The 22859-nt window shown below is 70.3% G+C and carries 19 protein-coding genes; 1 reads left to right on the top strand and 18 read right to left on the bottom strand.

The features are described 5' to 3' along the window. Positions 1 to 35: 35 nt before the first annotated feature. The 12 genes from ACQRWP_RS06135 to ACQRWP_RS06080 form a co-directional block, all read right to left on the bottom strand. Positions 36 to 956: a glycosyltransferase gene (locus ACQRWP_RS06135; protein WP_430501193.1), complete on the bottom strand. Its 921-nt coding sequence runs from the start codon at positions 954 to 956 to the stop codon at positions 36 to 38. Beyond that, the gene (locus ACQRWP_RS06130; protein ID WP_430503139.1) at positions 953 to 1609 is read right to left on the bottom strand and encodes a glycosyltransferase; all 657 of its coding nucleotides are present in this window, start codon (positions 1607 to 1609) and stop codon (positions 953 to 955) included. Before ACQRWP_RS06130 ends, ACQRWP_RS06135 begins: the two co-directional genes overlap by 4 nt. 35 nt (positions 1610 to 1644) lie before the next feature. Further along, positions 1645 to 2124 carry a UDP-N-acetylglucosamine--LPS N-acetylglucosamine transferase gene (locus tag ACQRWP_RS06125; RefSeq protein ID WP_210820301.1) on the bottom strand — a complete coding sequence of 160 codons (480 nt, stop codon included), beginning with the start codon at positions 2122 to 2124 and terminating at the stop codon, positions 1645 to 1647. Positions 2125 to 2344: 220 nt separating this feature from the next. Further along, positions 2345 to 3607 (bottom strand): hypothetical protein, encoded by a 1263-nt coding sequence (locus ACQRWP_RS06120; RefSeq protein WP_430501192.1) that lies wholly within the window; start codon positions 3605 to 3607, stop codon positions 2345 to 2347. After that, complete coding sequence (locus tag ACQRWP_RS06115; protein ID WP_430501191.1) at positions 3604 to 4506, bottom strand: sulfotransferase domain-containing protein; 903 nt, start codon at positions 4504 to 4506, stop codon at positions 3604 to 3606. Before ACQRWP_RS06115 ends, ACQRWP_RS06120 begins: the two co-directional genes overlap by 4 nt. Positions 4507 to 4513: 7 nt before the next feature. Continuing rightward, entirely contained in the window at positions 4514 to 6091 is a 1578-nt protein-coding gene (locus tag ACQRWP_RS06110; protein WP_430501190.1) for a lipopolysaccharide biosynthesis protein, read from the bottom strand. After that, a complete protein-coding gene (locus ACQRWP_RS06105; protein ID WP_430501189.1) occupies positions 6088 to 7428 on the bottom strand; it encodes an O-antigen ligase family protein in 1341 nt (446 codons plus the stop codon). Before ACQRWP_RS06105 ends, ACQRWP_RS06110 begins: the two co-directional genes overlap by 4 nt. A 2-nt stretch (positions 7429 to 7430) precedes the next feature. Beyond that, on the bottom strand, positions 7431 to 9041 hold the full coding sequence (locus tag ACQRWP_RS06100; RefSeq protein WP_430501188.1) for a lipopolysaccharide biosynthesis protein: 1611 nt from the start codon (positions 9039 to 9041) through the stop codon (positions 7431 to 7433). A 150-nt stretch (positions 9042 to 9191) separates the two neighbouring features. After that, on the bottom strand, positions 9192 to 11111 hold the full coding sequence (locus ACQRWP_RS06095) for a hypothetical protein (RefSeq protein WP_430503138.1): 1920 nt from the start codon (positions 11109 to 11111) through the stop codon (positions 9192 to 9194). Between the two features lie 236 nt (positions 11112 to 11347). Next, positions 11348 to 12145 (bottom strand): phosphatase PAP2 family protein, encoded by a 798-nt coding sequence (locus ACQRWP_RS06090; protein ID WP_430501187.1) that lies wholly within the window; start codon positions 12143 to 12145, stop codon positions 11348 to 11350. A gap of 389 nt (positions 12146 to 12534) precedes the next feature. Next, positions 12535 to 14238 carry a glycosyl hydrolase gene (locus ACQRWP_RS06085; RefSeq protein ID WP_430501186.1) on the bottom strand — a complete coding sequence of 568 codons (1704 nt, stop codon included), beginning with the start codon at positions 14236 to 14238 and terminating at the stop codon, positions 12535 to 12537. 283 nt (positions 14239 to 14521) lie between these two features. Then, positions 14522 to 15349, bottom strand: coding sequence for a shikimate dehydrogenase (locus tag ACQRWP_RS06080; protein WP_430503137.1), 828 nt, complete (start codon positions 15347 to 15349; stop codon positions 14522 to 14524). Between the two features lie 461 nt (positions 15350 to 15810). On the opposite strand from ACQRWP_RS06080, the gene ACQRWP_RS06075 reads away from it, so the two are divergent. Next, positions 15811 to 16239 (top strand): peptidase inhibitor family I36 protein, encoded by a 429-nt coding sequence (locus ACQRWP_RS06075; RefSeq protein ID WP_430501185.1) that lies wholly within the window; start codon positions 15811 to 15813, stop codon positions 16237 to 16239. A 219-nt stretch (positions 16240 to 16458) separates the two neighbouring features. Here the strand turns inward: ACQRWP_RS06075 and mltG are convergent, their stop codons facing one another. The 6 genes from mltG to ACQRWP_RS06045 form a co-directional block, all read right to left on the bottom strand. Next, positions 16459 to 17652 carry an endolytic transglycosylase MltG gene (gene mltG, locus ACQRWP_RS06070; protein ID WP_430501184.1) on the bottom strand — a complete coding sequence of 398 codons (1194 nt, stop codon included), beginning with the start codon at positions 17650 to 17652 and terminating at the stop codon, positions 16459 to 16461. Beyond that, positions 17652 to 18110, bottom strand: coding sequence for a Holliday junction resolvase RuvX (ruvX, locus tag ACQRWP_RS06065; protein ID WP_112677948.1), 459 nt, complete (start codon positions 18108 to 18110; stop codon positions 17652 to 17654). The genes mltG and ruvX overlap by 1 nt, the downstream gene beginning before the upstream one ends. Before the next feature lie 72 nt (positions 18111 to 18182). Beyond that, a complete protein-coding gene (gene alaS / locus ACQRWP_RS06060; RefSeq protein ID WP_430501183.1) occupies positions 18183 to 20861 on the bottom strand; it encodes an alanine--tRNA ligase in 2679 nt (892 codons plus the stop codon). Then, positions 20858 to 21163, bottom strand: coding sequence for a hypothetical protein (locus tag ACQRWP_RS06055; RefSeq protein WP_091401860.1), 306 nt, complete (start codon positions 21161 to 21163; stop codon positions 20858 to 20860). The genes alaS and ACQRWP_RS06055 overlap by 4 nt, the downstream gene beginning before the upstream one ends. Positions 21164 to 21192: 29 nt before the next feature. Further along, a complete protein-coding gene (locus ACQRWP_RS06050; protein WP_112677951.1) occupies positions 21193 to 21657 on the bottom strand; it encodes a DUF948 domain-containing protein in 465 nt (154 codons plus the stop codon). A gap of 149 nt (positions 21658 to 21806) precedes the next feature. Further along, on the bottom strand, positions 21807 to 22541 hold the full coding sequence (locus ACQRWP_RS06045) for a hypothetical protein (RefSeq protein WP_430503136.1): 735 nt from the start codon (positions 22539 to 22541) through the stop codon (positions 21807 to 21809). Between the last annotated feature and the right edge of the window lie 318 nt (positions 22542 to 22859).

Here is a 22859-nt window from a genome sequence, read left to right as displayed (position 1 = left end):
CTCGTTGGGGGATGCGGTGCGTCGTCCGGGCTCGGTCAGATGCCCCGGCCACGCTTGTGCAGCGTGCGCAGCACCGCGTCGGCCCGGACCACCCGCCCGGCCACCGCGAGTGCGAGGTAGGCGCGCGGCTCCCGGGGGTTCCGCCGCAGCGTCCGCCGGGCCCAGCGCAGCGCACCCCGGCGGTCACCGGAGGCGGCCCGTGCGAACGCGATCTGCCCGGTCACCCGGGCCTCGCCGGCCGGCTGGCTGGCGAACTCCGGGTAGCGCTCCAGCAACCACTGCAACGCCTCGGAGATGGTGTCCCAGCGTTGCGCGAAGTAGGACCGCTTGTGCCACCGCACCAGCACCGACGGGGTACGCAGGCTGAGCAGCGGCGCGCTGCGCGCGGCCCGCAGCAGGAACTCGTAGTCCTCGGCGTAGCTGCCGGGGATCTCCTCGTCGACCAGCCCGAACCCGTCGCGCAGCGCGCCGGCGCGGATCAGGAACGTGGACGGGTGCAGCTCGGTCATCCGGTCGCGCAGCAGGTCGTCGAGGGTGATCCGGTCCTTGTCCAGCACCCGGTCGACTGTGGTGCCGTCGTAGCTGACCCGGATGCCGCAGCAGACGAACTCCGCGTCCGGGTCGGCGGCGAGCGCTCTCACCTGCGCGGCCAGTTTGCCGGGCAGCCACTCGTCGTCGTCGTCGCAAAAGGCGATCAACTCGCCACCGCTGGCGAGGGTGCCGCTGTTGCGGGCCCCGGCCAGGCCCGGTGTACGCGTGTTGCGGATGACCCGGACCACGCGGTCCGGGTCATCCGACTCGGCCAGGGACTCGTCGGGCACCGACTGGTCATGGACCACCACCACCTCGAGCGGCCCGGCGTACTCCTGGGTCAGAATCGCGCGCACCGCGGCCCGCAGGAGTTCCGGGCGGTCCCGGGTGGGCACCACGACGCTGACGCTCGGCTGCCGGGTCAACGGGTCTCCTCCGCACCGCGGCGGAGCCGCGCCCACACCCGCCGACGCGGCGGGCGCCGCGCCGATCGGGCCACCAACTCCTCGACGATCGCCCCTACCCGGGCCACCGCCGCGACCTGCGCCCGGTGCGCCTGCGGGTCCGCCGCCACCGCGTACCGGGACGGGTCGTTCAGCCCGGCGTCCAGCGCGTCGTACAACTGCTCCCGGGTCTCGCAGAGCACCACCACGCCGGCCGCGCCGAGCCGGCGGGCGAAGAGCTGCTGGTGGTCGTCCACGTGCTCGCCGCGCTCCGGGTCGCGGGGCACCACGATCGGCAGGTGGCCGTGCCGGCGGGCCTCCAGGATGGTCGCCGGGCCGCCGTGGCAGACCACCAGGTCGGCGCGGGACATCGCCTCCTGCAGGGCGGCGTGGTCGAGGAACGACACCGCGCCGGGCACCGCCGGCGCCCGGGTGTGCCCGTGTTGCAGGGTCAGGTCCACCGGTCCGGCAGTCTCCGCGTGCCACTGCGTCAACCAGTCGACGAGCCGACCGAAGGGATGCTTGTCGGTGCCGACGGCGACCAGCACCCGCAGCTGGTCGGTCGACGCCGTGTCACGTTGCCGCGGCAGGCGACCGTGCTCGGCGTCGGTGCTCGGCTGGGGTTCGGGGGGCAGCGGACGCCGGGCGGTGCCGGTCGTCGCCTCCCCGCTCACAACAGCGTCCCGACGACTGTGGCCTCCGGGTACTGCCGCCGCTGCTCATCCCACTGCACGAGCATGGCGGACAGGAACGGACGACACAGTCGGGCGGTCAGCGTCGGGGTGTCGATCCGGTCGTACACCTCGATGTAAATGGTCGGGATGCGCCGCAGCCGGGCCAGCACCACGAACGGCACGGCCACTCCGGCACCCGTGGTGACGACCGCCTCCACCCGCCGCTCGCGCAGCACCCGCCAGGCGAGCACCGCGTTGCGTAACAGGTTCGGCACGTTACGGGTGGTCGGATGGTGCGCCGGCACCAGGTCCTCACCAGCGAGCAGCGACACCGCCTCCGGTGTGTCGAAGGTGACCCAACAGCGCCGCCGGCTCTCGTACCAGGGCCGTAGGGCCAACAGTTGAGCCAGGTGCCCGCCGCTGGATCCGACCAGTAACAGAACCGGCGGTTCTTCCGCCTCGATTTTCGTGTCCACGCGACTCCCCACAAGTCCGCTTGGAATTACGGTCCACGCCACGCATGAGCAGATCACACGTTTGCCGGTCGCTGAATAGCGCGACCGGTCGTTTACCTGCTCACACGCGAGGTGGTCGGTCTCACCAGCCGCCCGAATCCATCGACGATCGTCACGACCTGCGTCTTTCTCGTCACTCTGCGGTGCCGCCCCCAGCACCACCCTCAGCGATTTCCCCCGATCAGCCGCTATGTCGTTTTTCGATGACGTCCAACAGCGCGGGGTGCAGCGCGGCGTTCCAGCCCGCGCCCGCGTCCGCCAGCCGCCAGGTCCGCAGCCACATCTCGACCAGGTAGCCGTCGGCCACCAACCGACGCTGCGCCGGGCCCAGCCCGAGCCGGTCACCGTGCCGGTCCAGGTACGCGTCGACGGCACCGGCGGCCACCGCGGCCGGATCGCCGCGCAGCACCAGGGCCCGCTGGAACGCGTCGTGCGCCAGGTCGAACCCGACCGGCACGTCCGGGCCACTGTGCTCCCAGTCCCAGGCGACCAACCGTCCGGCGTGCTCGCCCAGGTTCCACGGCACCCAGTCACCGTGCCAGTGCCCGAACTCCACCTTGGTGCCACAGTGCCGCCGGGCCAACGCCCGGACCGCGTCGACGGCCCGAGCACCGGCGGCCCCGCTGGCGGCGGCGCGCCGGGCCTGCGCGGTCAGGCGTGCCAGGAACGCCGACCCGGCAAGCGGTCGCAGCGGCGTCCCCGGCCCGCCGCGTCGGGCGACCGCGAGCAGCGCCGCGATCCGGGGCGGGTCGTCGACCGGCACCCCGCGTACCGCCGGTGGTAGCGGCTCGATCACCGCGACCACCTGGTCGGCCCAGGTCAGCTCGGCCAGCAGGCCCGGTGGTACCGGATGGTCGGCCGCGCCGGCAATGGTCCGCAGCGCCCGCAGCGCGTCCGCCTCCGCGCTGACCAGCGCGCGGGTCGCGTCGTTCCAGCCGATCTTGGCGTACCCGCGCGGGCGGCCGTCGGCGCTGAACAGTTGCAGGGTGGGCTTGTGGTTGGGATCCGGTGGGCGGACGCCGAAGGCGGCCAGCAGCGGGGTGCCACCGAGCGCCTCGGCGAGCCGTTCGGTCAGCAGCAGCTCGGCCGCGGGCACCCCGGCGGGCACCGAGACTGTCAGGGTCGGGAACGGGGCCAGGCCCACCGCGCCGAACCGGGCCAGCCCGCCGACCGCGGCCCGCAACGCCCGCACCTTCGGAGGTCGCAGCGCGTTGTACGCCAGCAGGGACGCGGCCGCGGCGCGGGGCGCGCCCAGCGGCACCAGGAACCGGGCCCGGGCCGGTGAGGGTACGACGGCGTAGTGGGCCACCGCGCGATGGCCGACCGGCGGGTCGCCGCCCACCGTCAACGCGACCCGACGGTCGGGGAAGACGGCCCGGCTCACCCAGCCCAGGCCGTCCGTCCGTGACCGGGGATCCGCCGTCGCGTCGACCTGCGCAGTCACGCCGCCCGGTCCGCCCAGTCGAGTTCCAACCCGAGCCGCTGGCGCAGCGCGTCGTTGTACGGCCGGTAGTACTCGGTCAGCTCGGCACGTACGGCCGGATCCAGCGCTGCCGAGCGCCGGTCGTTGTAGACCTTGAAGTCGGGCAGGTCGTACGCCGGCAGCCCCAGGAAGTCCAGGGTCCGCCGGTAGGTGCCACGCGCGTCGCGGTAGAGGTCCTCGCTGGGCAGGAAGAGAATCTGGTCGGAGTCGAAGCGCTCCAGCCACGGCTCCAGGTGCTCCAGGTAGCGCCCCCGGGCCCGGTAGGTGTACCAGTCGTACGGCTCGCTGAACGACTCCGGCTCGGCGATCAACCGTTCTCGCTCCCCCGCCGTACGCTCCGGCTCGGCGGCCAGCGCGGCGGCGAAGTCCAGTGGCTCGATGCCGTGGGTGCGGCGCTCCTTCCAGTGCGAGTACGCCCGCTCCACCGGGTCGCGCAGCAGCACGATCAGCTTCACGGCCGGCATCAGCCCCGCGACCCGCTGCGCGGCGAGCGGGTGGAACATGTACAGCGGCGCGGCCTCGCCGACCCGGACCGGCCCGCCGTGCCGCTTGGTCAGGGCCGCGCGCTGGCGTTCGGTCGGGAAGTGCGAGCGGTACCACGCCTCGCCGCGACCCCAGTGCTCCTCGAAGTAGTGCGCCGACTTGGTGTTCCAGGCCGGAAAGAGTCGGGGCACCAGCGGGTGCTGGACGAGGTAGTTCCACAGCGAGGTGGTGCCGCCCCGCTTGGTGCCGATGATGAGGAAGTCCGGCAGCGCCCGACGGTCGCTGGTCCGTACCCCGTAGTCGACCAGGGAGTCCTTCAACCGGTTCGTCACCTGGGTCGGCACGAGCTGTTTCACCCGATCTCGGATGGACGACACAGCGTTCTCACCTGTCCTTCGTCGACGTCGCGGCGGCGGCGACCGGCGCCGCCGTCCGACCGCTACGGAACTGCCTCATGGTCACCCGGATGCGCCGTCGTACCCCGGGCACCGTCAACAAGCCGACGCAGCCGGTGACCAGCACGATCAGCGCCACCACCAGGCCGGCGATCCCCCGACCGCCGGTGAACACTCCGGCCAGCGCCGCGAACCCCACCCCGACGACGACCGCCGCCGCCGCCCGTGCCAGCGCCGCGTCGACGAGCGGGTGGCCGATCACCACCCGGGCGCAGACGAAGGAGATCAGGTTCTCGGTGACGATGCCGACCGCCCAGGCCGTTGCGGCACCCGTCACCCCGTACTGCGGGATCAGCCACAGTCCGAGCGAGACGGTGACCGCCAGCCCGGCCACCGTCGCGACCAGGTGCAGGCCACTGCGCCCGCTCATCAGCAGCAGGGTCTGGACGTTGCCCACACCGGTGTTGACCAGCATGGCCAGGGCCAGCACGGTGATCGCGGTGGCTCCTGCGGTGAAGCCCGGTCCGAAGAGTTGCAGGAACGCCAGCCCGAACACCGCGAGCAGGAGGTAGACCGGCCACGACAACACCAGTGCCCAGGTGGTCATCTGCCGGTGCACGGCCGCGGCCGCGGCCCGCTCACCACCACCGAGCAGGCGGGAGAGCTGGGGCGACACCGCCACCCGCAAGCCCTGCATGGCGAGTTGTCCGGCCAGGATGTACCGCCCGACCGCGCCGAACACGCCGGCGTCGGCCTGCCCGGCGAGCACCGAGGTGAGCAGCACGCCCACCCACACGGCGCTGGCGTCGATCGCGGCAGAGGCGGCGCGGGGCAGCGCGAAACGCCAGAACGCCGACCAGTCGGCCCGCTCGGGGCGCAACGCCGAACCCCGGCCGACGCCCAGCGGGCCGGTCACCAGCACGAGGCAGACCACGACGGCGATCGCCGCCGGGACCACCCAACTGATCATGCCGGCCAGCACGCCACCGCTGCCAACGGCAGCCACGGCGACCAGCAGCGGCCGGGCCACCGGCACCAGGACGGACTGCACCCCGACGTACGCGCGGATCGGACGGACGCAGCGCAGGACGGCCAGCAGCAGCGTCATCGCCACCACCACCGGCACCGCGGCGAAGCTGACAGCGAGCAGGGTCGTGTCGGTGCCGCTGCGCCCATCCAGGAGGTGGGGTGCGAGTGCGCCGGCGGCGAACACCCCGCCGACGGCGACGACGGCGGCGGCCACCAGCGGAGGCAGCAGCGCCACCGGGAGCACCCGTGCCGCGTCGCCTCCTCGGCCGACACGCCGCCGGGGCAGCGTCCAGATGAGCCCGGTCTCCGCACCCAGGGTGCAGACGGCGGCGGTCACCGTGACAACCCCGATCGCCGCGAAGAACGCGCCCGAGCCGACGGTGCCGTAGCTGCGGGTGATCACCACCGCGAGCAGGAAACCGAAGAGCCCGTTGGTCGCGGCCCCGGCAAGCCCCGCCAGGCCGGTACGGGCGCTGCGCCGCACCTCCGCCGTACCGTCGGCACCGGTGCCTACGGTGGCGCGGGTCCCGGTGGTCATGCCGCCAACGCCTTCGGGCCGCGGACGGGGTGCTTTGGACTGGTTCCCGCCTCCCGCTCGGCGAGCGCCATCGCGGCGGCGATCCCGAAGTACGCGATGGTGATGGTGGGGTCGGCCATGCCGTAGAACGGGATCTGCACCAGGCAGATCACCGGGACCACCGCCAGCCACTGCCCGGGCGCCGAACGGGCCCTGGCACTCTTCAGCGTGACGATCACGAACCAGGCGAGGAACAGGAGCAACGCCGGTATCCCGTGACTGAACAACACCGTCCAGAGCTGCCCCTGGGTGCCCACCGGCACCTCTGCCGTGACCGTGTCCACTGTGACGGGAGCGCCGTACCCGAGCCACGGTGAGTCCGCGATGCGACGGAGGACCTCGGCGTAGAGGGAGAACCGATCCGTGTTCGTGTCGGTCGACTCGACCCGATTGTTGATCAACTCGGCCACCGGGATCAGCAGGCTGGTCAGCCCGCCGATGACCAGAACCCCGACGACCGACGCGCCCACCCGGACGTTCCCGCGCACCGCGGCCCGCACCCCGAGCACGGCCAGGCCCACGCCCAGGCTCGCGAACATGGTCCGGTTCAGGGTGAGGAAGGCCGGCACCAGCGACAACGGCAGCGACACCAGCAGCGCCCAGCGCAGGATCCCGCGTCGGCGCAACATGGTGAACGCCACCACGCAGGGCAACGTCATCGCCCACGCGCTGCCATAGTTGTTGGTGTAGGGAAAGGGCGCCGCCGGCCGATAGATCGGGGTGAGCGCCACCTTGCTGTACTCGCTGGCGGTGCTGTGCACCAGGTCCTGCATGTACGGGTGGCCGGCCACACCCCCGGGCAGCAGCATCTCCACCGGAGTGGTCAGCGCGAAGCGCGGCGCCAGCACACCCAGCCACCCCAGCGCGACCAGGCCGAACCAGAACGCGCACATCGGGACCAGCGCGGCGGCCACGTCGGCCCGCTCGCGCACGTACACGTACACGTAGACGCCGAGGACGAGCGCGGTGACGTAGTAGCCCAGCCGCAGGCCGAACGGTATGAGCGAGACCGGCGAGGGCAGTTGGGTGGCGCTGAGCACCACGAGGGCGAGAAACAGCAGCCAGGTGCCGCTGGCCGGCGGCAGCGGCACCCGCCCCCGGACGATCAGCAACGCCAGCAGCACCGCGCCGAACAGCGGCCAGATCAGGTAGAACGCACCGGCCAGCCACCACAGCGGAACCAGACCGAACATGATCAGCAGCGGCCAGCGGGGCAGCCGAGGTGGTGGCGGCGCGGAGACGGCCGACGGTCCGCGCCTGTCCGGCTCGCTGCTGGCCAGGGCAACAGCGACGGACACCGTCAGCCCCGTCCGCTGCGGGTGAGAACGAAGCCCAGCGGGGTAACGCCGGCCGCGATCAGCCGCTCGGTGAGCCGACGCAAATCGATCTGCCGGGTCCGGTCCTGTTCCACCACCACGACCGCGGTGCCCTGACGAGCCGCGGCGACGCCACGCTCGTCGGCCTCGGAGGGGGGCGCGTTGAAAAGCACGACGCCGGTGGCGGTGCGCTGGCGCCACGTGCCGAAACGCACCCCGCCGGCGCCCACCGGCACCTTCTCCGCGCTGTTCGCGACCATGTTCATGTCGCTCGAGGCCGCGCTCAGGCTCGTTCGCGGCAGGGTCATGGTGGCGTCCGGGTCTGCCGACGGGTAACTGCCGACCGGGTACGGAGAAGGACGCCGGGCCGGGATCGGCTCGGCGGCGTCGGTGCCGCTGACCGAATCGGCACCTCGGGGCTTCGGGACGATTGGGCGTGCCGGGTTGGCCGTCGCGGGCAGTTGCTCACGGTCCGCCAGCACCGCGGCACGAAGCCGCTCAAGGCGCCCACTGTCGTCGGCCACGTAGACGTCCCGGCCGGTCGCGGCGAGCGCCACCGCCAGACCGGCGGTGACGGCGGTCTGGTCCTCGCGAGTGGTCAGCAAAGCCACCCGGGCCGGTTCACGGACCCGCTCGGCGATGGCCATCGCCGCGTACCGGATGTCGGCGTCCACCGCCTTTCTTCGGCCGCGAACTCGCCGGCCACGCACCGTACCGAGCAGCGGCAGGCCGGTGACATCGCGTCCGTCGTGAACCGAGCGGACCCGGCGGTCCGCGGACTCCCAGGCGTACGCCAGCACCACCCCCAGCAGTACGCCGCCGAGCAACCCGGCCAGAACGTAGAGCAGGAGGTGTCCGCCGGAGGAGACCAGAACTTTCTCCGCGCTCTGCGTGATCCAACCCGGATTGACGTCGACGGCCGCGATCTCGGTACGCGACGACTTCAACTGGGTCAGCTGATTGTTGATACCGCCCAGTTCGGCGATGCCGGCGTCCAACGAACCGTCCCGGGCGCTGGCGATTCGCCGCTGCAACAGATCCTGCTGCCGCTCCACCTCCGCGACGGTCTCGTCGTACCGCTTCAGCATCTCGGCCCGCTGCTTCTCGTACATCATCCGGCGTACGTCGAGGTAGGTCTGGGCGGCGAGATTGGCGTTGTTCACCGCCTCGTTGGCGGAGCGACCGGTGTAGGAGAAGCGCAGGATCTGACCGCCGGTCGGCACCTCCACCTCGAGGGCGTCCCGCACGTCGCGCGGGTCCCCGCCCTCGTCGGCCAGCCGCTGCACCACCTCCGTCCCGGTGGCGATGCCGCTCTCCACGTTCATGTTCACCGCTCGGTCGGCGGCGGCGCCGCTCGGGGTGAACGCGTCGGTGACGACCGGACGGACCGCCACCACGGCGCTCGCGGTGAAGGCGCTCGGCATGACCAGGACGTACCCGAGGGCGGCGAGTAGACCGAAGGCGGCGACCGCCCCCACCAGCCGGATCCGGTGCAGAGGGACGCGGAGCAGGTCCATCAGTGTGACTGTCCGGGCCGGCGTGCCTCCACCGCCGAGTGCGTCGGCGGACCAGGAACCGGGAGGTGCATCAGCCATGAAACTTCACCGTCTGTTGTGAGTTGCCTGGACGTGACGACGCCTGCCGCGACAGGTGCCTACGTCTCCGTTGACGCTTCGGGCCGACGACGTGGTCCGCCGCCGGCCCGATGGTGAGCTATCGATTCTCCGTGACGACAGGGCCCGTCGTCACTGCACGGAGAAGAACATCCGCGGCGTGGACCAGGTCAGGTCACCGCTCGCCGGTGCGATCACCGTGCTTGTCGCACCGTCGACGACCAGGTCAGCGGTGGGATCGAACGACACGCTCCGTAGCGTACCGTCGGTCGCGCCGTACACGATCCGGCCGTTGACCCAGGCTATGCCTCGCACCGACGACCAGGTGACTCCGCTCGTCGGCAGAGCGAACTCGGTGGCGCCGAGATAGTTGCCGTCGATCTCGAAGTAACGGTAGTAGAGCGCGTTCGCGCCGCTGCGGGTGTAGTAGAGCCGACCGTTGAGGTAGAACGCGCCGGTCAAGCTCGCCGCGTTGAACCAGTCGTTGAACCCGGACGACTCCCACGGGACACCGATGGCACCACCGTTGAACATCGAGATGTCGAGCCGACTGCCGGTGGGAGTACCGGCCACCGTGTGCGCCCAGTAGATGCGGTCACTCACCCGCCAGGTCGCCCCGGCGTTTGTGTAGTTGGGCTGACTGACAGTGGTGGGGGCACCGACCGCCGAACCGTTGAACGTGGCTTTGGCCAGCTGGCCCTCACCGGTGCCGAGGTACAGGTTGCCGGTGGCCGCGGTCGGCGGGTTCTTCGGGGCGAAGGTGCGACCGCCGGCAAGCGGGAACATGCCGAGCCGGCCGTGATACTCGCTGCCCATCCCGTCGGAGTTGTGCCCGAAGTAGAGCCCGTCGCTGCCCCGCCAGAGCACCGGGACCTGCGAGCCCCAGTTGCTGGTGCCGGCGGGCATGGACGCGCTGCCGCGACGGCCGGGGTTCCAGGCGACCGGCAGACCGGTCGCCGGGGTGACCGCGGCGACGCCGAGCCGATCGATCGCGCCGTTGCCGGCCGCGTCGCTGGCATTCGGGTTGTTCAGCCACCGGAAGTGGCCGCCCAGGTAGATGACGTTGTCCGCCACCTCCACCGAGGTGATGGTGTCGTTACCGGTGTAGTCGACCCAGGTGCCCAGCTTGCCGCTGCCCCGGTCCGCGGTCTCGAACCTGATCAGTGCGTCGCAGTAGGCCGCCGGCCAGCCGGCGCCGCCGTTGGTGCCGACGACGAACCAGCTGCCGTCCGCGCCGAACTTCAGGTCCTGCACGTAGTGCACGAAGGTCTCCGGCGCGGCGCACGGCGCGACGAACTTCTCGGTGCTCCAGTCCAGCACCGTCGGCGTGCCCGACAGGTCGATCATCGCCATCTGGTTACGGGACAGCCCGTTCACCAGGGTGAAGTTCCCACCGGCGATCATCGTCTGCCCGTCCGGGGTGACATCGATCGTCCAGCCGTACGAGCCGGTGCCGTGCCGCCCGACGGTGGCGTTGATGTTGAAGGTCGGATCGATCGCGCCGGTGGTGGCGTTAAGTCGACCAAGTCCCGAGTGCGAGGTGCCGTTCAACCAGTTGAAGGCGCCGGCGACGTAGAGCCAGTTGTCGCGCAGCACCATGTCCCGAATCATGCCGCCGTCCGACCGACCGGCCCAGCTGCCGATGGTCGCGCCGGTCGCGGGGTCCAGGGCCACCAGGTTCAACCGGGCCACGCCATTGACGTTCTTGAACCCGCCGCCGACGATGAGGGTGCCATTCGGGCCGGCGATCAGGGAGTTGACCGGGCCGTCGAGAACCGGCAGGAACGTGGTCGAGATGGTTCCGGTGGTCCGGTCGTACGCGAACAGGTAACTCCGAGTGACCCAGGCGGCGCTGGCATTCTGCCGGATCTGGGTGAAGCTGCCTCCCACATACACCTGCGAGCCGACCTGGGCGAAGGCACGGGTCTCACCGTCGCGGCCGTGCGGGGTGTTGTCGGCGGGATTGGTCGACACCAGGGTCGCCGTCTCCGGGGCCGGCACCACGGCGGCCGAGGTGGCGGAGGGAGCAATCAACACCGCGGCGACGGTCATCAGACCGATCGCGGCCACGCGGACACGGAATCCGGCAGACGACCGAGAGAGCGGAACTTTGGGCACGCTGCGCCTCCAAGTTGGACGAGAACCCGCGTAGCGTGCCTCGCCGATCATATTTTGCGATATCCGCCGAGTGGGCTGTCGCCAGCCCCACGCGGCGACGATGGACGGCTTTTGTATCAGGTGTCAGACCACCTCGGCGTACCGCTGTCGAACTGCGATGCGGAAACCGATCAGGTGGTGCTGGTCACCGCGACGGGAGTCTCGTCCGCGGACCGAACCGGCGGACGCACCCGACTCTCGGCCACCAGCAGGGTCAGCACCATCACACCGAGCAGCAGGACGGCGAAGATCCAACCACCGATCACGTCGGTGAACCAGTGCCGCTCGGCGTAGATCCGGGTGTAGCCCTCCACGGAGACCAACACGGTCAACGCCGTCGCCATGGCGATCCGGCCGCGTCTCGGGATGTTCCAGGTCAACCCCGCCAACACCGCGATGATGCCAAAGGTGAGCATGACCCGGGCGCAACCGCCGGAGGGGTAGGTTCCCAGGTCGGTGGGCGGGTGGCCGCGGTTGACGGTCAGCGCCAGGATCTGCTGGGTGTACTGCTCGACGACGAACTGCAACGGCATCGCGACCAGCGGAATCCACCATCGGCGGCGTCGCCAGGCGATGGCGAAGCCGATCGCCGCGACCACCGTCACCCACTTGAGCGGGTAACGGTCCCCGATCGCGGTGATGAACGAGTTGATGTCGGCCCACGTGTCGACACGACGGGCGTGCACGTAGTCGAAGACCGCGTGGTCGACGGAGGGTTCCAATTTGGACAGCAATTCGCCGAGAGGCCAGCAGATCGCCACCACCGCCGCGCACCCGGCGAGCAGGACGACCAGGGCGGCCCCCAGCCGGCCGAAAGCCTCGGTGAGCCCGGCCACCGCGACCCACAGTCGGTCGGCCATCCGGCTGGCCCGCACGGCCGGCACCCAACGGGTCGCCACCACCGGCACCAGCAACATCGGTACCAGCACCGACAACGCCCCAAGAGCATAGATCAGGGCCACAGCCGGACACCGCCGTCCGGTCGACCGACGGCTGGGCCCGCCACGTCCGTGGCGCACAGCCCCCTGATGTTCGCCGACGTCATCGGTCCCCCTTCACCCGGGCACCGAGCACCGACCCCGTTCAGGATCCGCTGGCACCACCGCATGGCGTTCGAGGTGACACGTTAGGGGACTGGGACGCTCCGCGAAAGCCGCCGTTCTGTCTGCTCCCCGTCAACCCTCCGTTCTGATCTCGGCAATCTTCGGGGCCGCGCCATCGACCGAACTTCACCATTGGGTTCGAGTCACAGTTACGACAGTGGCGAATTTCGGCCGGCAGCATCTGGGATGAAGAATCGTCGCCACTCCGGCGGTCGTCAGCGACTCCCCCCGGTCGGCTGCCGCAGGTAAGGGTCCTGGCCCGCCTGCGCGAAGCCGGCCACCGCCGAGGAGTCGTGATTCATCGTCATGTCGCAGGTCGACGTGCGGCTGGTCATACCAGCCGAGTTGAAGTAGATCGCCGCCTTGATCTTCGGGTGCGCCTTCAGCGCCGCCGGGAACTCCTGGAACCAGCGCTGCTTGGCACCCAGGTCGGCCGAGTTGAAGTTGGTGCCGAACTCGGCGAGCATGCGGGGCTTATTGGCGCCGATGCCGTTGTCGTCCAACCAGCGGTAGAAATCGCCAATTGTCGTTTTCGGGCTCTTCCACACAGTGCTGCCATTGCAGACGTGGAAGTTGTACGGGTCGTAGGCCACCCAGTCGACGTACTGGTCACCGGGGTACAGGCCGGCGTACCGGGAGTGGTGCCCGGACCAGCCCATCATCGTCCAGACCCAGACCGCGTTTGTCGCGCCGGCGCTGGCGAACCGATCGTGGACGTAGCGCCAGGCCCGGACGAAGTCGGCGTCGCTGCCCTTGGCCGGCTCGTCCTCCGGCTCATGGTCGAAGCCCATGAAGACCGGCACACCGGCGGCGCGGATCCGGCCCGCGACTTCGTCGATGGTCTTGTCGTGCCGGCCGCTGTAGACATCCGACCACTTGAGGGTGGTGCCGGCGGAGAAGTCACGGGACTCCCAGGCGAAGAACATCAGCCGGCCCTCTCGCATCTGCTGCTGCTCGTACACGTCGGGGAAGGCGCCGTTGCTGCCGGCGTTGGAGAAGTCGTGGTAGCGGTGCACAATGTCGAACTTGCGCCCCACCTGCGCCTCCACGTCCGCGACGGCCTTGCCGTGGTTCCAGCCGCCGGCCGCGGCGGTGGGCGTGTACATGCCCCACCAGGCGCCACAGGACGGAACGAGCTTGTCCGAGACGGACCCACACTTGCCGGACGGGAGGGTGCCGCTGGCGCTCGGGGTCGCCGTCCGGGTCGGGGCGATCGTCGGCGACGGCTTCGGCGCGGCGGTGGTCGGCGATCCGCTCGGCGACGGCGGCGGTGCCGGCCGGGTTGGCGCCACCGTCGGCGGGGTCCCGAGGTCGTAGCTGATCACCAGGCTGGGACGCAGGTCCGGGTTGCGGTTCTCGACCGACGCCCAGTAGATCCGGCTCTCCAGGCCGCTCTGCGCCAACGAGACCGTCCAGGTGCCGTTGCCGGTGACCAGCTTGGAGACGTCCCACTCGTTGAAGCCCTTGGACACAGCGGTCACGCTGTCCAGTGCGGCGCCGGCCGACGTCACAGGAGGCCGCGACTCGCGGGCGCTCAACGGCGACGCGTGCGCCGTCACCGTGGCGGCGAACTGCTGCCAGGCGTGCACCCGCAGCGTCGCCCGGATGTTGACCGCGCTGGCCGGCACCGTGGTCACCGCGAACTCGATGACCGCCTCGCGGCCACCGCGCGGGTTGCCGTCGCAGCGCGTGGCGCAGGTGGCCAGCGTCGACTTGGCCGCGTTGTCGCCGTCCTGCGACACCGCGGTGGCGGTGGTGTCGGCCGCCGCCCGGATCGACAGGTCGTCACTGGCCAGCAGCGGCATCATGGTCGCCACGATGCCGGCCACCACCGAACCACCGACAACGCCGATGGCGATCGCCTTGCGTCGCGGGCTGTTGCGGAGCCGGGTGATGCGGTGCAGTCCGTGCCTGGTCAAGGAAACTCCCTGTGTCTGCGGCCGTAACGGTGAGCAGCGTATCGATGACCAGGGCACGTCGCGGGTAGGACAGTTTTCCGTAAGCGCGTCTTAACCGTCAGCTAAGAAACCGCCTCGGGGAAATCAGAGGGCTCTGGCCGCAGGTGCGACCGAAGCCCGCCACACACCTTGCCCGGGGAGCACGCGCGGAGTCAACGGGACGCGTTGGAAGCCGCTTCCGGAGCCTGTCGCGGCTACCGGCAACCGCGTCGGGTCCATCTGTCCGGACCGTCCGTTCGGTCGGTCAGCCGGCGCGAGCGGCAGCCAGCGCGGCGGCCATCGCCGCCCTCGGCGCGGTCACGCCGGTGAACTGCTCGAACTGCCCGACCGCCTGGGCCAGCAGCAGGTCCAGACCGGAGACGATCCGGCAACCGGCCGCGTCGGCGGCCGTCGCCAACGGCGTCGGCCACGGGTCGTAGAGCGCGTCGAAGAACACCGCGCCCGGCTGCCAGGTCACCGCGCCGGCCAGCGGGTCGGCGACCCCCTTCGGCACCGTGGAGACGACCACGTCGACGGTGGAGAGTTGCCGGGGCGCATCGGCCCATGGGGCGGACGTCAGCGCGACACCCAGCGCGCCGGCCACCGGACGCAACTCGTCGACCGCCTCGGGTCGGCGGGCCACCACCGTCACTGACGAGCAGGCGAGCTGCGCGGCGGCCGCGAGCGCGGCGCGGGCCGTCCCGCCGGCGCCGAGCACCGTCACGGCGGCACCGGCGGTCACACCGGCGTCGGTGAGCACCCGCACCATGCCGGCGACGTCGGTGTTGTCCGCGTACCAGGAGCCGTCGAGACGGCGTACCAACGTGTTGGCGGCCCCGACGGCGGCGGCGACCGGCGACGCGGCGTCGGCCACGGCGAGCGCCGCCTCCTTGCCCGGCATGGTCACCGACAACCCGGCCCACTCCGGGCCCAGGCCGGCGACCAGATCCGGCAGCTCCGCCGCCGCGCACTCGATCCGGGTGTACGACCACCCGGTCAGCCCGGCGGCGACGTAACCCGCAGTGTGGATCACCGGGGAGAGGGAGTGGGCGATCGGCTTGCCCAGCACCGCGGCCCTACGGGTCGACACGATCACCGCCGATTGCCCTCGCCACGGTCGACACCATCTCCCCGCTCCCCGACGCACGTAGGAATCGACCCTACCCAGCATCCCGGCCTGGACACCAGAGAAACGAAACGCAGCCACCTTGGACGATCGGGCTGCCATTCGACGCTTCTCGATGCGAGGAGAGGCCACTCCGGGACGGTACGGCCGAATTTGTGGTCGCCCTCGCCGCCACGAAGCAGCGCCACTTCCGCGGCGGCGACCCAACGCCGTTGAGAGAGGTGGCAATCTCGGCCCACCTGCGACCCTAAAGAGAGGCTGCAACCACCTCTGCCATCATCCCGCATATATCAAGTCCAGGAGGATCGCAACCCTTGATCCACGTCAATGATATCGGTAAATTTGTAGCACGGTCGGCCAACCGAGGGGCTGCGGCACAAACCGCTGTCCCTAAACAATGCGCTGCTCATCTCGGCAGAAGGGGCAACATGACTCTCAAGCGGCGAATGATAACCGCCTTATGTGTCGCCATAGCACTTCTGATTCCCGGCTCGCCCAGCATGGCAAAGGCTGAACCCGCGGGCATGGAAATTACGGTTACGGCCGCCGCCGCCTGGGACTGCCCGGTCGGCGACTTGTGCATCTGGTCCAACGATGATGGGACGGGCTCGCGCTGCAATTGGGCCAACAGCGACAGTGACTGGCGCTCGACCCCCGTCACATGCTCCTGGTCAGCCACCAAGCCCGTGAAATCCATGTTGAACCGTGGAACCAGCTCTAGCTACGCGGCGGTCGCGCTCTATAGAAACTCTGGTTACGGCAGCCTCTGGGGCTGTCTTGGGCAGAATGGTGGCAACTGGACGGGACTCGGCGTCTATCTTCGTTCACACCGATGGGTTTCGAACACCTGCCACTGAGGCACTGCCGACTAGAGAACCTTAGCTGTCACAGATACTGACGTCACCCTCGCACCCCTTGCGCACCTTGACGGACATCCGTCAGCGCAAGGGGTGCGATTTGTCATGTACTTAGGAGCTCGTTCGCGCTTGAGCGAGGGAGCGCTACCTTTCACACAGGTGTCACCCTGCACGAGCCAGTGACCGCGGCCGGGTGGCAGTCCAACGCGACCCAACCGGTCAGATGATGCCGGCCTCCTTGGCCTTGTTCTCGTTGCGCTTGTGCTGCTCGTACGTCTCGGCGAACTCCGAGTGGCCCTCCTTGTCGATGGCCACGAAGTAGAGCCACTTGCCGGTCGGCGTGTCCATCGCCCCTTCCAGGGCCTGCTTGCCCGGGTTGTTGATCGGGGTGGGGATCATGCCGGGCAGCTTGCGGTTGTACGGGTTCTTCGGGTCGTCCAGCTCCGCTGCGGTCATCTGCTTGGACGACTTGGTCGGCTTGCCGATCGACTCCAGGTAGTAGTTGACAGTGACGTCCATCTCCAGGCAATTGCACGGGAACTCGCCGTACACACGGTTGTAGGCCACCCGAGCGACCTTGCCCAGGTCGTCCTTGTTGCCGGCCTCGGCCTGGGCCAGCGACGCCACGATCAGCGCCTCGTACGGGCTGACCTTGCGTTCCTCCTGCACCCGGTCGGCGAACTTCATCTCCCCGGTCACCGAGAGGAAGCGGTTCACCATCAGCTTGAGGATGCTCTCGGCCGTGGACTTCGGCGGGATCTCGTACGTGTCCGGGAAGAGGAAGCCTTCGACGGACTTGACGACCTTCTTGCCGTCGGCGCGCTTGAACCACCAGTCCGGGACGCCGAGCCCCTCCGGGTCCTTCGCGGCGGCCTGGAAGTCCTTGACCGGGATCTTGGTCTTCTCGGAGAGCAGCTTGTAGATGTTGAAGCTCGTGCGGCCCTCGGGGATGGTCAGCCCGTTGACGATCTTGTTCTTCAGGTCGAGCATCGCCGTCACGGCGCTCGCGCCGCTCATCTGCTTGCGCAGCTTGTACGTGCCCGGCTGGATGTTCTTGCTGCGCGAGTTGGCCTCGGCCGCTTCGATGAAAGCCTTCTGGCTCTTCACCACGTCGGCCGCCACCAGGGCGTCGGCCATGTCGGCGAGCAGCGCGCCGCTCTTGATCTCGACGGTGATCTCACCGGCCCCGCCGCCGTCGTAGTCGGGGGTGACGAAGTAGTTCTGGATGCGGTCGAAGCCGTAGAACGCGCCGCCGCCGATGCCGCCCAACAGGAGCAGGGCCATCAGCAGAGCCAGGAAGGTCTTGCCCCGGCCGCCGCCGGACCCGCCCTTTCGCTTGCGGAAGCCGCGCCGGTGCCGACCCTTCTCCCCCCGCTCCGGCTCGTCGAACCCAAGGTCCAGATCGTCGATCATTACGTCCGCCTCCGCTGCGCGTCCAGCCAGCTCTGCAGGATCTCCACCGCGGCCGCCTGATCGACAACCGCACGTTGACGTTTACCTCGGACGCCACGCTCGGCAAGCCTACGAGAAGCGACCACGGTCGACATCCTCTCGTCAGTGAGCGTTACCGGGACAGGCGCTATCACATCGACCAGTCGGTCAGCGTACGCCTTCACATGGACGGCCGCAGGACCGTGCTTGCCGGCGAGATTGACCGGAAGACCGACGACAACCCCGACGGCCTCGTGCTCGGCCACCAACGCGGCCAGCTCGGCGAGGTCGCTCGGCACCGCGTCCGGCGCCGCAGTGAGGTCGCGAGCCAGGGTGACCAGCGGCGTTGCCAAGATCCCGTCCGGATCCGAGCGGGACACGCCCACCCGCACCTGACCGACATCCACACCGATCCGCACACCACGCGTCAACTCAGCCACCGACGGTCACCACCGGCCGGGTACGAACCAGGGCGGACCAGACGGCCCGCCCTGACTCACAGTAATGATCTATCACGCCTCGGTGATCGCCTTCTCGACGGTGAGCAGCAGGTTCGGCGCCTCGGCCGCCGGCAGACCGCCGCCCTGGGCCAGATCGGGGCTGCCACCGCCGCGCCCGGAGAACGCCGCCTTCACCAGATCCGACGCGGCCAGGCCTCGGCTGCGCGCCGCCGCGTTGACCGCCACCACCAGGGACGCCTTGCCGTTCGACCGCGCCGCCACCGCGACGACCGCCGGCCGCGCCGGATCGATCTTGCCGCGGATCTCCTGGGCCAGGGTGCGCACGTCGTTGCCGGCCGCGCCCTCCGGCGCCTCAGTGCCCACGTACGCGACCCCGCGCACGTCCTTGGCCTGCGCCGCGAGCGCCGCCGCGCCACCCAGCACCAGCTGGGCGCGCAGCTTCTCCAACTCCTTCTCGGCGTCCCGAAGCTGGGTGACGGTCTGTTCCACCCGGTCGGCGACCTGATCGTTGGGCACCCGGTACAGCTCGGCCAGCCGGGAGACCAACAGGTGCTCCTTGGCCAGGAAGCCGAAGGCGTCCATGCCGACCAGCGCCTCGACCCGGCGGACACCGGAGCCGATCGACGACTCGGAGAGGATCTTCACGAGGCCGAGCTGGGCCGAGCGGGCCACGTGCGTGCCGCCGCACAGCTCCCGGGCGTAGTCACCCACCTCGACGACCCGCACCTCCTCGCCGTACTTCTCGCCGAAGAGCGCCATCGCGCCGATGCGCCGCGCCTCCTCCAGCGAGGTGATGAAGGCGTGCACCTCCAGGTCGGCCAGGAGCACCTCGTTGACCTGCTGCTCCACGTCGCGCAGGACGCTCGGCGACACCCCGGTCGGGGTGTTGAAGTCGAACCGGAGCCGACCGGGGGCGTTCAGCGACCCCGCCTGCGTGGCCGACTCACCGAGGAAGTTGCGCATCGTCTGGTGCACCAGGTGCGTGGCGGTGTGCGACCGGGAGATCGCCCGACGCCGGGTCGTGTCGATCTCGGCGAAGCCGGCCTCACCGGCGCGTACCTCACCCCGGATCACCCGGGCGCGGTGCACGATCAGACCGGGCACCGGCTGCTGCACGTCAAGCACCTCGACCTGCCCGCCACCAACCGTGATCATGCCCTGGTCGGGCTGCTGCCCACCGCCCTCGGCGTAGAACGGGGTGGTGTCCAGCACCAGCTCGATGGTGTCGCCCTCGGTCGCCGCCTGGCGCGGGCCGTCGGCGCCGAGCAGCGCCCGCACCGTCGACTCGCGGGACACCTCGCTGTACCCGGTGAACGTCACCGGACCACCCGCGTCGAGCACCGACCGGTACGCCGACAGGTCGACGTGCCCCGTCTTGCGGGCCTGCGCGTCCGCCTTCGCCCGGGTCCGCTGGTCGGCCATCAGCCGCCGGAACCCCTCGTCGTCGACCGCGAGGCCCTGCTCCGCGGCGATCTCCAGGGTCAGATCGATCGGGAAGCCGTAGGTGTCGTGCAGCTGGAACGCCTTCGCCCCGGACAGCGCCGAGCCGCCCGCCGTGCGGGTCTCCGCGATCGCCGTGTCCAGGATCGTGGTGCCGGCCCGCAGGGTGGACAGGAACGCCTCCTCCTCCGCGTACGCGTAATCCGCGATCCGGTCGAAGTCGGTCGCCAGCTCCGGGTACGACGGCGCCATGCAGTCCCGGGCCACCGGCAGCAGCTCGGGCAGCGCCCGGTCCTGCCAGCCCAGCAGCCGGATCGACCGGATCGCCCGGCGCATGATCCGGCGCAGCACGTACCCGCGACCCTCGTTCGACGGGGTCACGCCGTCGCCGATCAGCATCAGCGCCGTGCGCACGTGATCCGCGATCACCCGCAGCCGGACGTCGTCCGGGTGCGACTCGCTGGCCACATGCCCGGAGTGCGCGCCGTAGCGCTTACCGGTCAGCTCCGCCGCCCGGGCCAGGATCGGCCGGACCTCGTCGATCTCGTACAGGTTGTCGACGCCCTGCAGGATCGAGGCCATCCGCTCCAGGCCCATGCCGGTGTCGATGTTCTTCGCCGGCAGGTCACCCAGGATCGGGTAGTCCTCCTTGGTCGTGCCCGGACCCCGCTCGAACTGCATGAAGACGAGGTTCCAATACTCCATGTACCGGTCCTCGTCGACCGCCGGGCCGCCCTCCCGGCCGTACTCCGGGCCCCGGTCGTAGAACAGCTCCGACGACGGACCGCACGGCCCGGGAATGCCCATCGACCAGAAGTTGTCCGCCTTGCCCCGGCGGACGATCCGCTCGGCCGGCACGCCCACCGACCGCCAGATCTCGTACGCCTCGTCGTCGTCGAGGTAGATCGTCGGCCAGATCCGCTCCGGGTCCAGCCCGTAACCACCCTCGGCGATCGGCTTCGTGGACAGTTCCCAGGCCAGCGGGATCGCGCCGGCCTTGAAGTAGTCCCCGAAGGAGAAGTTGCCGTTCATCTGGAAGAACGTGCCGTGCCGGCTGGTCTTGCCGACCTCGTCGATGTCCGGGGTGCGGATGCACTTCTGCACGCTGACCGCCCGTTGGTACGCGGGCGTCTGCTGACCCAGGAAGTACGGGACGAACTGCACCATGCCGGCGTTGACGAACAGCAGGTTCGGGTCGCTGATGGCGGGCAGCGGAGCGGACGGCACCACGGTGTGGCCATTCGCCTCGAAGTGCGCGAGGTACCGCCGCTTGATCTCCGCCGTCTTCATCGCTGGTGTTCCTCCGGAAAGATTTCTCGATCGCCGATCCGCGGGTCTTCCCGCAGGTCGGCGAACTTATCGTCGAACGCCTCACCCTGGGCGAACGCGTGGTGGATCTCCTGCTCGCGTTCGGCCATCCCGACCCGGACGTCCTCCACGAAACTACGCAGCGACTCGACGAGCCCGCCAGCGGATTCCGTCAGCGAGCTGGCGATGCCCGCCGGCGTGTACGCCTGCGCGGTCCGGGTCGCCTTGCGGACCACGATCACACCGACGGCCACCCCGATGCCGAGCCAGAACAAGCGCCTCATGTCCCGCTACCTCCTGGTGCGCCGGGCGGTCAGCTGTTGCCGCGTCGCGCGGCCCGTCGCTGCTGCTTGATGGTGTCGCGTACCTCGCGCTCGGTCTCGGCGTGCCGGCGGCCGGCGGCGGCCTTACGCACGCCGTAGCCGAACGCGGCCACCTTGACCAGCGGGTTGGCGGCCGCGGCGGAGACGACGGTGGCCAGGTTGGCGACGTTGGCGGTGACGTTCTGTGCGTGGCTGGTCATGGTGTCGACCTTCGCCAGCTGGAGGTTCACACCGTCGAGCGAGGTCTGCACCTGCTCCAGCGCGGTGTTGACGTTCTTCACAGTGGTGTTCACGTCACCGAGTAGCGGTGCGGTCCGATCGTTCAGGTCGTTGATCATGCGGGTGGTGGCGTCAACCGTGTGCCGCAGCCGCAGGATGGGCAGCGTCAGGATGAGCACCAGCACCGCGAACGCGGATGCCGCGATCAGCGCCGCGATCGCTCCAATGTCGCCCACGCCTGTCCTCCTCAAGCAGAGTTCCGCAGGACCCGACGTCCCCGGAACGCACAACCATGCCACCCGTACCGGCCGCCGAGCCGTCGGCGGTCACCGGTAGCGGGCGTGCCCGCCAGCCCCAGACCCTACCGTCCGTGATGGAGACCGGCTCAGGACGGTGAGGGTGTCAGCTCACCCAGCGGATCCGCGCTGACCGTCGGGAACGGATCCTCACCGGTCAGTGACGGGTCGGTGGTCGGCTGCGGCCTGGTCCGCTCGTCGTCGATCGCGTTGCGCACCTTCACCGACACCAACGAGCCGGTGCACTCGGTCGCAGCGGCCGACGGGTCGGCGGACGGCACGACTGCCGGCTCGCCGTCCACCGGCGGCGGCACACAGGTCGGCTCGCGTACCCACAGGTCGAGGGTCAACTCGTCGCGACGCCAGCAGGTGTAGCTGCCCTTCGTCTGCTGCTCCGGGCAGCGGCTCACCTTCCACGGCTGCCACCCGTCCCGGCGCAGCGCGTCCTCGTAGACCTGCGCCGTCTCCTTGGGCGCCTTCTCCGAGGTCACGGTGCGCTCACGCAGCCGGCAGTCGAGCAGACACCAGCGGCTGCCGCTGACGTCGTCGACCGTCTTCGCGGCCGCCCAGGCGGGCACGCCGAGCTGGTCCAGGTTGTCGAAGACCGGGTCACGGCTCAGCGTCCGGATCCCGAAGAAGAGCGGCACCGCGCCGAGCAGCACGACGCTGACCAGCACCAACACCGCCGCGCGCAGTCGGCGTCGTTCACGGGTCTGCCGGCGTTCCTCGGAACGGGCACCCGGTGCGGCGTCGTCGTCCGGCGCGTCCTGGCCGGCCGGGCGCAGCGCCGGCCCGTCGGAGGGCTCCGGTTCCGGCCGGTCCATCGGGCCGGACACGGAGGGCACCACGGCGGCGGCGCGGGCCACGCCGACGGGCTCGCCGGCGCGTCCGGGCGGCGGCACGGGCGCGACACCGCTCGGCTCGGGACGACCGGGTTCCCGATTCGGAGGCAGGGCACGTCCGGCGGCACGGTCGGCAGGCGCGGGTCGGCCGGCCGGCGCAGCGCCACGGGCCGGTCCGGCCGGCCCCGGGTCAACGGTCGTCCGGTCGTCGGTGGGCAGCGGCCCGCCGGGTGGGCGGACGGCGGCACGAGCCGGACCATCCGGACGCGAACGTGGCGGACCATCCACGCCCGGCGGCAC

It is taken from the genome of Micromonospora trifolii (assembly GCF_050516465.1).
Lineage (GTDB): Bacteria > Actinomycetota > Actinomycetes > Mycobacteriales > Micromonosporaceae > Micromonospora > Micromonospora trifolii.
This window is presented reverse-complemented; position numbering and strand designations above follow the sequence as displayed.

Excerpts from the sequence above, each read along its gene's own strand:
- ACQRWP_RS06055 (WP_091401860.1), bottom strand. The coding sequence starts at position 21,163 with ATGAGGCGCTTGTTCTGGCTCGGCATCGGGGTGGCCGTCGGTGTGATC.
- ACQRWP_RS06100 (WP_430501188.1), bottom strand. The coding sequence starts at position 9,041 with ATGGCTGATGCACCTCCCGGTTCCTGGTCCGCCGACGCACTCGGCGGT.
- mltG (WP_430501184.1), bottom strand. The coding sequence starts at position 17,652 with ATGATCGACGATCTGGACCTTGGGTTCGACGAGCCGGAGCGGGGGGAG.
- ACQRWP_RS06095 (WP_430503138.1), bottom strand. The coding sequence starts at position 11,111 with ATGACCGTCGCCGCGGTGTTGATTGCTCCCTCCGCCACCTCGGCCGCC.
- ACQRWP_RS06110 (WP_430501190.1), bottom strand. The coding sequence starts at position 6,091 with ATGACCACCGGGACCCGCGCCACCGTAGGCACCGGTGCCGACGGTACG.
- alaS (WP_430501183.1), bottom strand. The coding sequence starts at position 20,861 with ATGAAGACGGCGGAGATCAAGCGGCGGTACCTCGCGCACTTCGAGGCG.
- ACQRWP_RS06045 (WP_430503136.1), bottom strand. The coding sequence starts at position 22,541 with ATGGACCGGCCGGAACCGGAGCCCTCCGACGGGCCGGCGCTGCGCCCG.
- ACQRWP_RS06075 (WP_430501185.1), top strand. The coding sequence starts at position 15,811 with ATGACTCTCAAGCGGCGAATGATAACCGCCTTATGTGTCGCCATAGCA.